The organism is Microbacterium sp. CCNWLW134, from assembly GCF_037083565.1.
Classification (GTDB): domain Bacteria; phylum Actinomycetota; class Actinomycetes; order Actinomycetales; family Microbacteriaceae; genus Microbacterium.
Genome location: NZ_JBAOJU010000001.1, coordinates 597,075 through 611,246 on the forward strand (window position 1 = coordinate 597,075; position 14,172 = coordinate 611,246).

A 14,172-nucleotide genomic window follows, 5' to 3' on the forward strand; every position below is an offset into this window, starting at 1 on the left:
GGCCGGACAGATGCGTGCATCTGTCCGGCCGCCTCACGACTCGATTAGATTGGCGGCTATGACGCTCGAACTTCGGGGCATCACCAAGCGGTTCGGCGCCCTCGTGGCGAACGACCACATCGACCTGGTGGTCAAGCCCGGAGAGATCCATTGCCTGCTCGGCGAGAACGGCGCCGGCAAATCGACTCTCATGAATGTCCTCTACGGCCTCTACACCGCCGATGAAGGTGAGATCCTCCTCGACGACGAGGTGCAGCACTTCACCGGACCCGGTGACGCGATGACCGCAGGAATCGGCATGGTGCACCAGCACTTCATGCTCATCCCCGTCTTCACCGTCGCCGAGAACGTCATGCTCGGCCATGAAGACACCCGGTTCGCCGGCGCCCTCGATCTCGACAAGGCCCGCGCCCACGTCCGCGAAGTGGCGGCACGGTTCGGTTTCCAGATCGACCCCGACGCGCTGGTCGGCGACCTTCCGGTCGGCGCGCAGCAGCGTGTGGAGATCATCAAGGCGCTCTCGCGCGACGCGAAGGTGCTCGTCTTCGACGAGCCGACCGCGGTGCTGACGCCGCAGGAGACCGACGAGCTCATGGCGATCATGCGCCAGCTGCGCGATGACGGCACGGCGATCGTCTTCATCACCCACAAGCTCCGTGAGGTCCGCGAGGTCGCCGACCGCATCACGGTCATGCGTCTCGGGAAGATCGTGGGGGAGGCCGAGCCCACCGCCACCAACGCCGACCTCGCGAACCTCATGGTCGGTCGCGCCGTCGAGCTCACCGTTCACAAGGAGCCGGCTCAGCCCGCTCCCGGCGGACTGGTCGTCGACAACCTCCGCGTGCTCGACGATCACGACCAGATCGTCGTCGACGGGGTCAGCTTCGAGGTGCGGCCCGGCGAGATCCTCGCGATCGCCGGGGTGCAGGGCAACGGTCAGACCGAGCTCACCGAGGCGATCATCGGCCTTCAGCGCAAGGTCTCGGGCTCCATCCGCCTGAACGACCGCGAGCTCACCGGCAAGTCGGTCAAGCACATCATCGACGAAGGCGTCGGTTTCGTCCCGGAGGACCGCAAGGTGGAGGGCCTGGTGGGCGAGTTCAGCGTCGCCGCCAACCTCATCCTCAACCGTTCCAGCGGCGCTCCCTTCTTCTCCGCGGCGACCCTTCGTCGCGGCGTGCTGCGCGCATTCGCCGAGGAACGGATCGCGGAGTTCGACATCCGCACCCAGGGTCCCGACCTCGCCGCCGGGCGGCTCTCGGGGGGAAACCAGCAGAAGGTGGTGCTCGCCCGCGAGCTCAGTCGCGACCTGAGCCTCTTCGTCGCCTCGCAGCCGACCCGCGGCATCGACGTGGGATCGATCGAGTTCGTCCACAAGCGCATCGTCGCCACCCGCGACGCGGGGGTGCCGGTGATCGTGGTCTCCACCGAACTCGACGAGGTCTCCGCCCTCGCCGACCGCATCGCGGTGATGTACCGCGGCAAGATCGTCGGGATCGTGCCCGGCGACGCCCCGCGTGAGACCCTCGGCCTGATGATGGCGGGCGAGCTGCCCGCCGAGGCCGTTCCCGCCCAGGGGGTGTCGGCATGAGCGGTCTTCCCCCCGAGGGCACGAACCTCGGTCCCGGCGTCGATCCCGGGATCACCCGCACGGCGCAGGGCGAACCGGGCGTGCAGACGCCGGTCGCCGAGATCCCGCCGCCCCCACGGCAGAACCAGATCATCCGCGAGATCCTGCGCAGCAACGCCGTCGCGACGGTGCTGGCGATCGTGCTGGCGATGCTCATCGGCGGCGTGCTCGTGGCCTTCACCAACCCCGAGGTGCAGCGGACGTCGGGCTACTTCTTCGCTCGCCCCCAGGACACCCTCGTCGCCATCTGGGATGCGGTCGCGGGCGCCTACGCCGCGCTGTTCCGGGGCGCGATCTGGAATTACGAGGCGGAGACGTTCGTCCGCGCGATCAAGCCGATCACCGACACCCTGAACTTCGCCACGCCGCTGATCGCCGCAGGCCTCGGCGTGGGACTGGCCTTCCGCGTCGGCCTGTTCAACATCGGCGCCCGCGGTCAGATGCTCATCGGCGTGACGACCGCCGCGTTCGTGGCCACCGGCATCAGCGCCCCGCTGTTCATCCACCTGCCGCTGACGATCGCGGCCGGCATCGTGGGCGGCATGATCTGGGGTGGCCTCGTGGGTCTCCTCAAAGCGCGCACCGGGGCGAACGAAGTGATCCTCACGATCATGTTGAACTTCGTGGCGTTCTACTTCCTCTCCTGGCTGCTGAACACCCCGGGTCTGCTGCAGCGTCCCGGCGGGTCGCAGCCGATCTCATCGCCCACCCCCGCCTCGGCGCAGTTCCCGAGCCTGTTCGGCGCGCCGCTGACGGTGAACTGGGGATTCATCGTCGCGATCGCCGCGACGGTCTTCGTCTGGTGGCTCGTCGAGCGGTCGAGCCTCGGCTTCCGCATGCGCGCGGTCGGAGAGAACCCGTTCGCTGCGCGCGCGGCCGGCATCAACGTCGAGCGCATCATCATCTACGCGATGGCCTTCGCCGGCGGACTGGCCGGGCTCGCCGGGGTCAATCAGATCTCGGGGACGATCACCAGCGGCTTCGGCAACGGCATCGATGCGGGCATCGGCTTCGACGCGATCACCGTCGCCCTGCTCGGTCGCAGCAGGGCGTGGGGCGTCTTCGCCGCCGGCATCCTGTTCGGAGCCCTGAAGGCCGGCAGCTTCACGATGCAGGTCTCCGAGGGGATTCCCGTCGACATCGTCGTGGTCGTCCAGGCGCTCATCGTGCTCTTCATCGCCGCACCGCCCCTGGTGAGGACGATCTTCTTCCTCCCGAAGGACCCCGGTGAGCTCTCGGCCGGCCGGCGAGCGCGCCGAGCCGCGAAGGCCGCTGCGAAGAACACGTCCGCACCCGCACGCAAGGAGGAGGTGAGCGCATGAGCACCGCGACCGTGAACCCCGCCCCCGCCGAGGCCGACGAGGTCATCACCCGTCAGACCGTGCGCCAGCGGCGTTGGAAGCTCGCGATCTCGCTCGCCGTCGCCACCGTCCTCATCGGCATCATGGCCTTCGCGTTCCCGCGCGACGGGGTGAGCACGTATCGACTGGGCGACCGCACCTCGTCGGTCGACCTCGGGGACATCGGACTGCCGACGTTCGCCACCGTCGCCGTCTGCGTCGTCCTGATGGTCATCATGACCGCGTACGCGGTGTGGGCGGCCTACACCTACCGGCGCCCGGGGCTCTGGCTCCCGATCGTGTTCGCGTTCGTGGCCGTGTTCGCCTTCCTCACGTGGTCGGCCGCCGACGGACTGGTCCCGGTGACGGGTCTGCTCTTCGGGGCGGTCTCGCTGTCGGTACCGCTGGTGTTCGGCGCGCTCGGCGGTGTCATCGGCGAGCGCGCGGGTGTGGTCAACGTCGCGATCGAGGCCCAGTTCCTCTTCGCGGCGTTCTCCTCGGCGATCGTCGCGTCGATCACCGGCTCGTTCCTCCTCGGGCTCGTCGCGGCGATGCTGGCCGGCGCGCTCGTGGCCTCGGTGCTCGCGGCGTTCTCGATCAAGTACCTCGTCGATCAGGTGATCGTCGGTGTGGTGCTCAACGTCCTCATCACGGGCCTCACGAGCTTCCTCCACGGGGCGCTGCTGACCCCCAACTCCGAGGCGCTGAACTCCCCGCCGCGCTTCCCGCGCTGGGCGATCCCGTTCCTCTCCGACATCCCCGTCATCGGACCGGTCGTTTTCAATCAGACGCTGATCGTCTACATCATGTACATCGCCGTCCCGCTCGTGGCGTGGGGCCTGTACAAGACCCGCTGGGGTCTGCGCCTTCGCGCGGTCGGCGAGCATCCGCAGGCCGCCGACACCGTCGGCATCCGGGTGAACCCGACCCGCTTCTGGAACGTCCTCCTCGCCGGCGCTGTGGCCGGCATCGGCGGCGCGTACTTCACGCTCGGCTCGGTGGGGTCCTTCGACAAGGAGATGACCGGAGGTCTCGGATTCATCGCGCTGGCCGCCGTCATCTTCGGCGGCTGGGATCCGGTGAAGGCCTCTCTGGCGGCGCTGCTGTTCGGGTTCGCCACGAACCTGCGGACGCTGCTGACCAACCTGGGATCGCCGATCCCGTCGGAATTCATGGCGATGCTGCCGTACGTCGTGACGGTCCTGGCGGTGGTCGGCTTCGCCGGCCAGGTGCGCGGACCTGCGGCGGCGGGCAAGCCGTACATCAAGGGGTGAGTGTGGCACGACGATCCGGACGCGGCTGGGACGCGTCATCCGACGACCATGACGATCAGGTCCCGGTCGATATCGACTGGGACCACCTGAGGACCGTCGCCAACGAGGCGGCATCGCGGGCTTACGCACCGTACTCGCGCTATCGCGTGGGCGCGGCGGCGCTCGTCTCCGACGGGCGCGTGGTGGCGGGGTGCAACGTCGAGAACGCCTCCTACGGCGTCACCCTCTGCGCGGAATGCGGGCTGGTGTCGGAGCTGCACATGTCCGGCGGCGGTCAGCTCGTCGCCTTCCTGTGCGTCAACGGCGAGGGTGAGACGATCATGCCGTGCGGTCGCTGCCGGCAGCTGCTGTTCGAGCACGCGATCCCCGGGATGCTGCTGGAGACCGTCTCGGGCATCCGTACCATCGACGAGGTACTGCCCGATGCCTTCGGTCCGCGCGATCTCGAGGCGCGGCCGAACCGCGAGTCGGAGTCGGCGCGATGAGCGGTGCTGCCGCACCCGAGCCCTTCGACGCCGTCGATGTCATCCGCGCCAAGCGCGACGGCAAGCCGGTCTCCGAGGACGCGCTGCGATGGATGATCGATGCGTACACCCGCGGCTACGTCATGGACGCGCAGATGTCGGCGTTCACGATGGCGGTGCTGCTCAACGGCATGTCGCGGGACGAGATCCGCGTGATGACCGACGCGATGATCGCCTCCGGCGAGCGGATGAGCTTCGAGGGTCTCGGCAAGACCACCGTCGACAAGCACTCCACCGGCGGCGTCGGTGACAAGATCACCCTCCCCCTCGCGCCGCTCGTCGCGGCCTTCGGCGTGGCTGTTCCGCAGCTCTCGGGCCGCGGGCTCGGGCACACCGGTGGCACGCTCGACAAGCTGGAGTCGATCCCCGGTTGGCGCGCCGCGCTGTCGAACGACGAACTCCACGCGCAGCTGCGCGACGTCGGAGCGGTCATCTGCGCCGCGGGCTCGGGCCTGGCGCCGGCGGACAAGCGCCTCTACGCACTGCGTGATGTCACCGGGACCGTCGAGGCCATCCCGCTCATCGCATCGAGCATCATGTCCAAGAAGATCGCGGAGGGGACGGCCGCGCTGGTGCTGGACGTGAAGTTCGGCTCGGGCGCGTTCATGCAGGACATCGACCGAGCCCGCGAGCTCGCGAGCACGATGGTCGGACTCGGCACCGATTCGGGCGTGGCGACCACGGCACTCCTCACCGACATGAACACGCCGCTGGGTCTTGCGATCGGCAACGCCAACGAGGTGCGCGAGTCTGTCGAGGTGCTCGCCGGTGGGGGCCCTGCCGACGTCGTCGAACTGACCGTCGCGCTGGCGCGCGAGATGCTCGCCCTCGCCGGTCAGCCGGATGCCGACGTGGCGGCCGCCCTGCAGGACGGTCGGGCGATGGACGTCTGGAGGGCGATGATCCGCGCCCAGGACGGCGACCCCGACGCCGCACTCCCCACGGCACGCGAGACGCACACCGTCACCGCGCCGCGCGGGGGCATCGTCACCCGCATGGAGGCGCTGCCCTTCGGCATCGCCGCCTGGCGCCTGGGAGCGGGCCGCGCCCGGGCCGAGGACGCCGTCATCCACGCGGCCGGTATCGACCTGCACGTCAAGCCCGGCGACGAGGTCGCCGAAGGCGCACCCGTCTTCACCCTCTCGGCCGATGATCCGGCCCGTTTCGCCCGGGCACTGGACGCCATCGAGGGGGCGTGGGACATTGGCGAAGACGCGCCCGCCGCGTCATCCCTCGTTCGCGAACGCATCACCGCCGACTCGATCTGATTCGCCGCCCGCCCAACCCCCGGAGGAACACGATGGCCATCGATCAGCACGGTGACGCCCAGCTGGAGGGTGTGTCTCTGCGGAGCCTGCCCAAGATCTCCCTGCACGACCACCTCGACGGCGGTCTGCGCCCCGCCACGATCGTGGAGCTCGCCGACGACGCCGACGTCGACCTGCCCGAGGACGACGCCGAGGCGCTCGGGGAGTGGTTCGCCGAGAAGAGCGACTCGGGGTCGCTCGTGGAGTACCTCAAGACCTTCGACGTCACCCTGTCGGTGCTGCAGTCCCGCGAGGGCCTCACGCGCGTCGCCCGTGAGTTCGTCGAGGACCTCGCCGCCGACGGCGTGATCTACGGCGAGGTGCGGTGGGCGCCTGAGCAGCACCTCGGCGGCGGCCTCACCCTCGACGAGGTCGTGGAGGCGGTGCAGGACGGCATCGAAGAGGGCGAAGATCTCGCCGCCGACGCCGGACGCGACATCCGTGTCGGGCAGCTCATCACCGCCATGCGCCACACCGACCGCTCGCACGAGATCGCGCGGCTCGCGGTGGAGTGGCGCGGGCGCGGCGCCGTCGGGTTCGACATCGCCGGCCCCGAGGACGGCTTCCTCCCGTCGCGGCACCGCAAGGCGTTCGACTACCTCGCCGGCCAGTTCTTCCCCGTCACCGTCCACGCCGGCGAGGCGGCGGGGCTCGAGTCCATCCGGTCGGCGCTCATCGACGGCCGCGCCCTGCGTCTCGGGCACGGCGTGCGCATCGCCGAAGACCTCGACATCGTGCAGCGGTCGGGCGAAGAGGTGCTCGTGGAGTTCGGCGACCTCGCCCGGTGGGTGCGCGACCGCGAGATCCCGCTGGAGCTGTCGCCGTCGTCGAACCTGCAGACCGGTGCGATCCAGCGGTGGGGCACCGACCTCGAAGACCACCCGTTCGACCTGCTCTACCAGCTGGGTTTCGCGGTGACGGTCAACGTCGACAACCGGCTCATGAGCCGCACCTCGCTCACCCGCGAGCTCGCGCTCCTTGCCGAGGCCTTCGACTACGGACTCGACGACCTCGAGGCGTTCCAGATGAACGCCGCCGCGGGCGCGTTCCTCCCCGTGGAGCAGCGCGAGGAGCTGATCGACCTCATCTCCGACGGCTTCGACCGCTAGGCGCGGCGGCGGGCCGCGTGCCGGTGTCCCAACTCCTGCAGAATCCCCGGCCGGGGCCCGAAACCCCGGATTTCGGCCTGTCGGGACGCCATAAGCAGGAGTGAGGGACATGCGTCACCGCGTCCGGCGCGTGAGAACGATGGCTCGGAGGGCGGTCGCCGTGGCGTCGTAGGCGTAGAGAAGGTCTTCGGCCATGGGGCGAATGGTCGTGTAACCGAGTGCGGCAGCAGCGATATCGCGGCGCCGGTCTCGCCGCTGAGCATCCCACCCGTCGTGGTGAGCCTTGCTGTCGCACTCGATGATGAGCCATCCGTCGACGACGAAGTCGACCCGGCCCACGCCGGGGATCTGCACCTGGACGTCGACCTTGCACCCGAGCCCTCGCAGAATCAGGCGGACCAGCGTCTCGGGCCCCGACTCCATACGACGATCGAGGAGTCGTCGGAGCGCCTGGTAGCGACGGGGGAGCCGTCGGAACACCTCGGCTATCCCCGCTTCATCCACCACGCCGAGGTGCCACGCGCTGTCGAGGGTGGCGATCGCGTCCCGTGGAGACTGGCACTTCACCGCTTGGGCCAGCGCCCCGATCAGGTCGGCGCAGAGCTCGTCGGAGGGCTTTCCGCCGTTTCGCCAGTGAGCGGTGACGTCGTGCCGGCGCGGAGGGATGCGGCTGGCTGCGCGGTCGAACTGGATGTGCAACTCTGGGCGCTCCCGTACGAAGACGCCGAGGGTGGCGAGAAGCGAGACGCAATCGAGGCGGCGTCCGGCGCGTCCGGCGTCGAGGATGTGCGGGTGGCAGCGCGGATCGGCGTACCGGCCCCTGCGCAGCCGGATGAGCCGTCCCTCTGTCACCAACCGCCGGATCATCCGCTTGTCGAGCCCGCGCTGGGCGAGTCCCTGCGTACTGAGGAAGGTCGCGGAAAGAACCTGCGACGAGGCGAGGTAGGAGTCGACCACACGTCCATTCCACGGGCGCGGACCCGTTGCGGGTCGTCGCGCGGGCGATCCGTGGACAGGGTGCGCGGTTCACTTCGCTGTGCAGGAGGGGTGGGTGCGACCCGGCCCGTGTCCCTCACTCCTGCAGAATCGACCTCGTACGGTGACGGGAGAGTCATTCGGGGCCCGCCAGTGACGTTGTGCAGGAGTTCGGGACACCCCGGCCGCGGCGGGCGGGCGGTCAGCGGGGGAGGGCGTCGACGAAGGGGGCCAGCAGCCCCGCGAGCTCCGCGCGCATCTCCGGCAGCGTGATCGACGCCTCGTTGTCGCCCGCCTGCGGGCCGTAGGCGCCGAAGGCGGCGTGGTTGGCACCCTCGATCTCGGTCATCAGCGCGTCCTCGGGCAGCAGCGGCCGCGCCTCTGCGATCTTCTCGGGGGTGGAGAGCCCGTCCTCACTGCCCGCGATGCTGATGACGGGCAGATCCGAGTCAGAGACGTCGCCCGCGCAGTAGGACGCGAACAGTGCGAGCGCGTCGGCGTCGCCGGCGAGCTGGCACGCCCGCACGCCGCCGAGCGAGTGCCCGCCGACGATCCACTCGTCGACGCCGGGCACCAGGTCGGTGAAGCTCGACAGCGGCCGCAGATCGAAGAACGCCAGGTTCAGCCAGGGCTTGGTGATGACGACCGTCACTCCGTCTTCGGCCACGACGTCCGCCATCGTCGCCGCATACGCCGCAGCCTCGACCTTCGCCCCGGGGATGTAGACGAGGCCGACCTCTCCCGGCCCGTCGGACGGCTCGAGGATGACGGCCGTCGAGGTGTCGGTGAACCGGATGCCGGGATCGCTCTGCACCTCGGCGAGCGGACCGGCCTCGGCCTGCATCACCCCGACCTGGCTCCAGACGACGAGGCCGCCGACGGCGAGGAGGAGCAGCACGCCGATCGAGCCGAGCACCCACGCCAGCACGCGCCGCCACCGGCGCCGCGGGCGGGGCGCCGCATCAGACGATTCGGACGACTCGTCTGCAGCCCTGTCGGAAGACCCGGATGACACCCCCCGAGCGTACCGCCGCCCGTGCCCCCCGGCCCACGCCCGACGCCCGCAGCCGCACGGCGCCGCAGGTCAGCCCGCGAGCGCCGCCTGCCGCGCGGCGACCGCGTCGCGCACGCGCGCGTACAGAGGATGACTCCGCTCGAGCCCGGTCACCGCAGCCGTCACCGCGTCGGCGTCCTGCTCCCGCAGCATCGCCTGTAGTTCCACCGCCTGGGGGTCGTCGGGGTCGTCGAACGCGAGCGCCGCCCCCATGGCCGCGACGAGCGCCTCCACTGAGAGCCCCCGCTCGGCCGCTTCGGCCGCCGGCCCGACGAACCGCTCGTTGCGCGAGAGCTTCCGCAGCGGCTGCCGCGCGACCCGGCGCACGTGATCGGGCAGTGCGGGGTTGGCGAAGCGCGCGAGGATCGTCGCGCGGTACTCCGCCAGCTCCTCGGGGGCGAACTCGTGCTTGGCGATCAGCACCGCCGAGGTCTCCTCGAGCGCCGCCGCCACCCGCGCGGCGGTCGCCGGGTCGGCGAGGGCGTCGGCGATCCGCTCGACACCCGCCTGCGCGCCGAAGTACGCCGTCGCGGCATGCCCGGTGTTGACAGTGAACAGCTTCCGCTCGATGTACGGGGCGAGGTCGTCGACGAAGTGCGCCCCGGGGATCGCGGGCGGGTCGTCACCGAAGGGATGCCGCTCGATCGCCCATTCGAAGAACGGCTCGACGGTGACATCGACCCCCGCGCCCGCGGGCTGCTCGGGCACGATCCTGTCGACGGCGGTATTGGCGAACACCGCGCGCTGCTCCAGCGCCGCCCACGCCTCACCCGCCGCTTCGACCATCTCGTCGCGGAGCAGGTCGGTGGCGTTGATCGCGTTCTCGCAGGCCATGATCTGCAGCGGCGGCGACGACGGATCGCGCAGCGCGAGACCCGCCACGAGGTGCGGCGCGACGAAGCGCAGGATGGTCGGACCCACCGCCGTCGTCACGACGTTCGCGCCCGCGACCTCCTCGATCACCTGGTCGGGATGCTCGGCGCTGTTGATCGCCCGGAACCCCGTGACGACGTGGTCGCGCCCGCCCTCACCGACCTCGTGCACGGTGTACTCCGACACGGCGTTGATGGCGTCGACGAGCGGCCCCGCGACATCGGAGAACACCACCTCGTAGCCGCCCTCGTGCAGCAGCAGTCCGACGAAGCCCCGCCCGATGTTCCCGGCGCCGAAGTGGACCGCCTTCATTCCACGCCCGCCGCGACGGCGTCGTAGAGCTCCTGCGCGGTCGAGGTCGCCTTCAGTCGCGCCACGTCATCCTCCTCCGAGAACAGCAGCGCGATCCGCGAGAGGATCTCGAGGTGCTCGTCGCCCTTGCCGGCGATGCCGATGACGAAGGTCACCTGCTCGCCGCCCCAGTCGACGCCGCCGTCGTAGCGCACGACCGAGAGGCCCGACTCGAGGATGGTGTCCTTCGTCTCGTTGGTGCCGTGCGGGATCGCCAGCTCGTTGCCCATGTAGGTCGAGACCGTCTGCTCGCGCTGCTGCATCGCATCGAAGTAGGCGCCGGTGACGGCGCCGACCGACTCGAGGATCTCGGCGGCCTCGCGCATCGCCTCCTCGCGGGTCGCGCTGCCGGAGTGGATGCGGACCTGCCCGGGGGTGAGGACCTCACGTGCCATGATTTCGCCTTTCGCTCGTCTCGTCGTACGTCGTTGTCGCGGTGTGGATGACGGATGCCGGGAGCCGCGCGTCCACGCGCCGGCCCCCGGCATCCGGGTCGATCAGATGCTCACGCACCATCCTTGTGCTGATCGCGCACCAATTCCACGACCTCGTCGTACCGCGGCGAGTTCATGAAGTTGTCCACCGACACGTGGATCGCGCCCGGTGTCTGGCGCCGCGCGCGGTCGGTGAGCTGGTTCTGCGTGATCACGAGGTCGGCCGAATCGTCGAGCGCGGCGATGGCCTTGTTGACCACGGTCACGTCTTCGATGCCGGCCTTCTTGATCTTGTTGCGCAGGACGCTGGCGCCCATGGCCGAGGAGCCCATGCCGGCGTCGCAGGCGAACACGATGCTCTTCACTTCGCGCTCGGTCATGACCGCCGGCTCCACGCCGCCGCCGGCCTGGGTGGCCGCCCCGCCGCGCAGGTTGGACAGCGCGTCGGAGGACTTGCCCTTGGCCGCCTCGGTCTGGGTGATCGCCGCGCCGAAGGCGTCGTCGGTCGCCGCGAGGGCCTCGAGGTCGCGCTTGCGCGAAGCTCGGAGGATGACGGCGGCGATGAGGAATGTCACTCCCGCCGAGAGGATGACCGAGAGGATGACCGCGAAGTAGGCGCCGTTCGCGGTCTGCAGCATCACCGCGATGATGCTTCCGGGCGCAGCCGGCGCCCGAAGCGCCCCACCGAGGAGCATGTTGGTGGTGACACCGGTCATACCCCCCGCGATGAGGGCCAGGATGACGGCCGGCTTCATCAGCGCGTAGGGGAAGTAGACCTCGTGGATGCCGCCGAAGAACTGGATGATCGCGGCGCCCGGGGCCGACGCGCGGGCGGCGCCGAGTCCGAAGATCGCGAACGCCAGCAGCAGGCCGAGGCCCGGGCCGGGGTTGGCCTCGAGGAGGAACAGGATCGACGAGCCCTGCTCGTCGGCCTGCTGGATGCCGAGCGGTGTCAGCACGCCGTGGTTGATGGCGTTGTTGAGGAAGAGCACCTTCGCCGGCTCGATGATGATGCTCGTCAGTGGCAGGAGGTTCGCTTCGACGAGGAAGTCCACGGCGTTGCTGAGCGTGGTCATGAGGCCGTTGACCAGCCACGCGATGGGGTAGAACCCGACGACGGCCATGACGAAGCCCCAGATGCCGGCCGAGAACATGTTCACGAGCATCTCGAAGCCGGCGCGGATCTTTCCGTCCCACAGGCTGTCGAGCCACTTCATGGTGTAGGCCGCCAGCGGCGCCATGATCATCGCGCCGATGAACATGTGCACCTGGCCGAGCTGGTTGTCGGCGGGGAGGGTCGCGTTGATGTCGGCGATCAGCTTGTCCGACCCGGCGATGGCGCCCATCACGGCGATCGAGGCGACCACGCCGCCGCGCACGCCGTAGACGATGGTGCCGCCGGTGTAGGCGATGATGATCGGCAACAGGTAGTGGATGAAGGGTCCGACGATCGTCGCGAGGTCGGCGTTGGGCGTCCAGCCCACCTCGATGAAGAACGCCGTGAAGATGCCCCAGGCGATCAGCGCCGGAATGTTCGGCATGATCATGCCGGACAGGAACGTTCCGAAACGCTGAACGCCGACCCGCACCCCTCCGGACTTTCGCGCCGGTGCAGACGTCGTTGTCATTGCTGTGTCTCCTTCGTTGTGGTCGCGGCCCCGCGTTGGGTGGCGAGGAGGGCCGCATCTCGGGCTGCCGCGGCATCATCCGCGGCGAGGGCTGCCTCGGCGATCGCGCGTGCGTCGTCGAGGGTGTACTGCAGGAGGGTGGCGCGCACGTCCGCGAGGGCGCTCGGCGCCATCGACAGGCTCGTCGCGCCGAGCCCGACCAGCACGACCGCCAGCAGGGGGTCGGCAGCGGCTTCGCCGCAGATCCCCACAGGCTTGCCGTGTGCGCGGCCGGCGTCGCCCACCTCACGGATGAGGCGGAGGACGGCCGGATGCCACGGGTCCTGGAACCCCGCGACCGAACCGAGCAGACGGTCGGCGGCGAGGGTGTACTGGGTGAGGTCGTTCGTGCCGATCGAGGCGAAGTCGGCGTGGGCGAGCACGCGGTCGGCGAGGAGCGCCGAGGAGGGCACCTCCACCATCACCCCCGCGGTGCGGATGCCGTACTCCTTCGCCAGCGCCGTGAAGTACGCCGTCTCCTCGACGGTGGCGACCATGGGCGCCATGACCCACAGATCGGCCGGGCCCTCGGGGGAGCGCCTCGTCGCGGCATCCGCCTCTGCCAGCGCCGTGAGCTGCTCGCGCAGGATGTCCTCGCTCGCGCGGAGCGCGCGCAGACCCCGGAGCCCGAGGGCGGGGTTCTCCTCGTGCGCGTCGTTGAGGAACGGCAGGGGTTTGTCGGCTCCGGCGTCGAGCACGCGCACGACGACCTTCTTTCCGGGGAACGCCCGGAGGAGCTGCTCGTACGACGTCCGCTGCTGCTCGACCGTCGGCGCCGAGGAGGCGCTGAGGAAGAGGAACTCGGTGCGGAACAGTCCCACCCCCTCTGCGCCGAGCGCCACGGCCTCGGCGGCACCCTCGGGCTTGCCGAGGTTCGCCAGGAGCGGCACGGGTGTGCCGTCGGCCAGGGCGCCGTTGGTGATCGGCGCGGACGCCGCGTTCGCGCGGGCGTCGGCGCGCACGCGTGCGCGCTGCAGCTCGTCGTCGGTCGGGTCGGCGGTGACGACGCCGGCGGCGGCGTCGACGATCACGCTCTGCCCCTCGGTGAGCGCGGCGGCGCCGGCGGCGCCGACGATGGCGACGATCCCCTTCTCGCGGGCGAGGATGGCGGTGTGCGAGGTGGGTCCGCCCTCGGTGGTCACGAGCGCGAGCACCTGGTCGAGATCGAGCAGAGCGGTGTCGGCAGGGGCGAGGTCCTTCGCGACGAGGACGAACGGATGACCCGGTTCGGGCACACCCGGAGCCGCCACGCCTCGCAGCCGCGCGATGACACGCTGGGCGACGTCGTCGAGGTCGGCGGCGCGCTCGCCGAGGTAGCCGCCGACGGCGGTGAGCTGCTCGCGGAACGCGGCGAACGCCTCGAACACCGCGCGCTCGCCGGTCTTTCCGTCGGCCAGTCGCGTGCCGATCTCGTCGGACAGCGTCGGGTCCTCGGCCATCATGGCCTGCGCCTCGAGCACGTCCTGCGCCGCGCCGCCGGCCTGCTCGGCGCGTTCCTCGAGCTCGCGGGCGACCGCGGCCACCGCCTCGTCGACGCGCTCCCGTTCGGCGGCCTCGCCGATCGTGCTCGGCTCGTCGGCGGGGGCGGGCAGCGGCTCGGCCATGCGGGCCACCGGGCCCTGCGCGACGCCAAG

General features: G+C 70.2%; 12 protein-coding genes. 6 read left to right on the forward strand and 6 right to left on the reverse strand.

Features of this window, described 5'->3' with window-relative positions:
• Positions 1 to 58 precede the first annotated feature (58 nt).
• The 6 genes from V6S02_RS02780 (at position 59) to V6S02_RS02805 (ending at position 7,184) form a co-directional block, all read left to right on the forward strand.
• A complete protein-coding gene (locus tag V6S02_RS02780; RefSeq protein ID WP_336399789.1) occupies positions 59 to 1,591 on the forward strand; it encodes an ABC transporter ATP-binding protein in 1,533 nt (510 codons plus the stop codon).
• Positions 1,588 to 2,952 carry an ABC transporter permease gene (locus V6S02_RS02785; RefSeq protein WP_336399790.1) on the forward strand — a complete coding sequence of 455 codons (1,365 nt, stop codon included), beginning with the start codon at positions 1,588 to 1,590 and terminating at the stop codon, positions 2,950 to 2,952. The genes V6S02_RS02780 and V6S02_RS02785 overlap by 4 nt, the downstream gene beginning before the upstream one ends.
• Entirely contained in the window at positions 2,949 to 4,244 is a 1,296-nt protein-coding gene (locus V6S02_RS02790) for an ABC transporter permease (protein ID WP_124292691.1), read from the forward strand. Before V6S02_RS02785 ends, V6S02_RS02790 begins: the two co-directional genes overlap by 4 nt.
• A gap of 71 nt (positions 4,245 to 4,315) precedes the next feature.
• Positions 4,316 to 4,729, forward strand: coding sequence for a cytidine deaminase (locus tag V6S02_RS02795; RefSeq protein WP_240638833.1), 414 nt, complete (start codon positions 4,316 to 4,318; stop codon positions 4,727 to 4,729).
• Positions 4,726 to 6,036: a thymidine phosphorylase gene (locus V6S02_RS02800; protein ID WP_336399791.1), complete on the forward strand. Its 1,311-nt coding sequence runs from the start codon at positions 4,726 to 4,728 to the stop codon at positions 6,034 to 6,036. Before V6S02_RS02795 ends, V6S02_RS02800 begins: the two co-directional genes overlap by 4 nt.
• A 32-nt stretch (positions 6,037 to 6,068) precedes the next feature.
• Positions 6,069 to 7,184, forward strand: coding sequence for an adenosine deaminase (locus V6S02_RS02805; RefSeq protein ID WP_336399792.1), 1,116 nt, complete (start codon positions 6,069 to 6,071; stop codon positions 7,182 to 7,184).
• A gap of 114 nt (positions 7,185 to 7,298) precedes the next feature.
• Here V6S02_RS02805 and V6S02_RS02810 read toward each other — a convergent pair whose 3' ends face one another.
• From V6S02_RS02810 to ptsP, 6 genes are all read right to left on the reverse strand, one after another.
• The gene (locus V6S02_RS02810) at positions 7,299 to 8,141 is read right to left on the reverse strand and encodes a type IV toxin-antitoxin system AbiEi family antitoxin domain-containing protein (RefSeq protein WP_336399793.1); all 843 of its coding nucleotides are present in this window, start codon (positions 8,139 to 8,141) and stop codon (positions 7,299 to 7,301) included.
• Positions 8,142 to 8,361: 220 nt separating this feature from the next.
• Positions 8,362 to 9,174: an alpha/beta hydrolase gene (locus tag V6S02_RS02815; protein ID WP_336399794.1), complete on the reverse strand. Its 813-nt coding sequence runs from the start codon at positions 9,172 to 9,174 to the stop codon at positions 8,362 to 8,364.
• Positions 9,175 to 9,243: 69 nt separating this feature from the next.
• Positions 9,244 to 10,398, reverse strand: a complete 1,155-nt coding sequence (locus V6S02_RS02820) for a mannitol-1-phosphate 5-dehydrogenase (RefSeq protein WP_336399795.1) — start codon at positions 10,396 to 10,398, stop codon at positions 9,244 to 9,246.
• Complete coding sequence (locus V6S02_RS02825) at positions 10,395 to 10,832, reverse strand: PTS sugar transporter subunit IIA (RefSeq protein WP_240638796.1); 438 nt, start codon at positions 10,830 to 10,832, stop codon at positions 10,395 to 10,397. Before V6S02_RS02825 ends, V6S02_RS02820 begins: the two co-directional genes overlap by 4 nt.
• 110 nt (positions 10,833 to 10,942) lie before the next feature.
• Positions 10,943 to 12,499: a PTS mannitol transporter subunit IICB gene (locus tag V6S02_RS02830; protein WP_240638797.1), complete on the reverse strand. Its 1,557-nt coding sequence runs from the start codon at positions 12,497 to 12,499 to the stop codon at positions 10,943 to 10,945.
• Positions 12,496 to 14,142, reverse strand: coding sequence for a phosphoenolpyruvate--protein phosphotransferase (gene ptsP / locus V6S02_RS02835; RefSeq protein ID WP_442927914.1), 1,647 nt, complete (start codon positions 14,140 to 14,142; stop codon positions 12,496 to 12,498). The genes V6S02_RS02830 and ptsP overlap by 4 nt, the downstream gene beginning before the upstream one ends.
• Positions 14,143 to 14,172: the final 30 nt, after the last annotated feature.

Bases quoted from the DNA above. Each gene is read 5' to 3' on its own strand.
- V6S02_RS02780 (WP_336399789.1), top strand. From the start codon at position 59: ATGACGCTCGAACTTCGGGGCATCACCAAGCGGTTCGGCGCCCTCGTG.
- ptsP (WP_442927914.1), bottom strand. From the start codon at position 14,142: ATGGCCGAGCCGCTGCCCGCCCCCGCCGACGAGCCGAGCACGATCGGC.
- V6S02_RS02820 (WP_336399795.1), bottom strand. From the start codon at position 10,398: ATGAAGGCGGTCCACTTCGGCGCCGGGAACATCGGGCGGGGCTTCGTC.
- V6S02_RS02805 (WP_336399792.1), top strand. From the start codon at position 6,069: ATGGCCATCGATCAGCACGGTGACGCCCAGCTGGAGGGTGTGTCTCTG.
- V6S02_RS02825 (WP_240638796.1), bottom strand. From the start codon at position 10,832: ATGGCACGTGAGGTCCTCACCCCCGGGCAGGTCCGCATCCACTCCGGC.
- V6S02_RS02785 (WP_336399790.1), top strand. From the start codon at position 1,588: ATGAGCGGTCTTCCCCCCGAGGGCACGAACCTCGGTCCCGGCGTCGAT.
- V6S02_RS02830 (WP_240638797.1), bottom strand. From the start codon at position 12,499: ATGACAACGACGTCTGCACCGGCGCGAAAGTCCGGAGGGGTGCGGGTC.
- V6S02_RS02800 (WP_336399791.1), top strand. From the start codon at position 4,726: ATGAGCGGTGCTGCCGCACCCGAGCCCTTCGACGCCGTCGATGTCATC.
- V6S02_RS02790 (WP_124292691.1), top strand. From the start codon at position 2,949: ATGAGCACCGCGACCGTGAACCCCGCCCCCGCCGAGGCCGACGAGGTC.